Origin of the sequence: Streptomyces sp. AC550_RSS872 (assembly GCF_019049285.1) — a bacterium.
Lineage (GTDB): Bacteria > Actinomycetota > Actinomycetes > Streptomycetales > Streptomycetaceae > Streptomyces.
This window is the reverse complement of record NZ_JAGMUL010000180.1, coordinates 1-596: the sequence shown is the minus strand read 5'-3', so window position 1 is coordinate 596 and position 596 is coordinate 1. Positions and strand designations below refer to the sequence as shown.

Here is a 596-nt window from a genome sequence, read left to right as displayed (position 1 = left end):
TGGCGCGACAACCCCGTCGACGACGACCGCTGGACCCCGGCCCTGCTGGACCGCGCGGCCCGCATGGTCGAACGCGACAAGAACCACCCGTCGATCGTGTTCTGGTCGCTGGGCAACGAGGCCGGCACCGGACGCGGCCTGACCGCCATGGCCGAGTGGATCCACGGCCGGGACCCCGAGCGGCTCGTGCACTACGAGGGAGACTGGGACTGCCGGGACACCGACGTGTACTCGCGGATGTACGCCTTCCACGACGAGGCCGAGAAGATCGGGCAGAAGCTCGACGGCGGCACCCACAAGCGCCGCGAACTCCCCTTCATCCAGTGCGAGTACGGGCACGCCATGGGCAACGGCCCCGGCGGGCTCGCCGACTACCAGGAACTCTTCGAGAAGTACGACCGGCTCCAGGGCGGCTTCATCTGGGAGTGGATCGACCACGGCATCAAGCACCCCGAGCTGGGCTACGCCTACGGCGGCGACTTCGGCGAGGAGCTGCACGACGGCAACTTCGTCTGCGACGGCCTGATCTTCCCGGACCGGCGGCCCTCCCCCGGGCTCGTCGAGTACAAGAAGGTCATCGAGCCGGTCCGGATCGA

At 68.8% G+C, this 596-nt stretch carries 1 protein-coding gene; it reads left to right on the top strand.

What is annotated here, in order from left to right:
* Nucleotides 1–596 (top strand): glycoside hydrolase family 2 TIM barrel-domain containing protein (locus tag KUM44_RS39705; protein WP_302186114.1); only part of this gene is annotated, 596 nt, incomplete at both ends.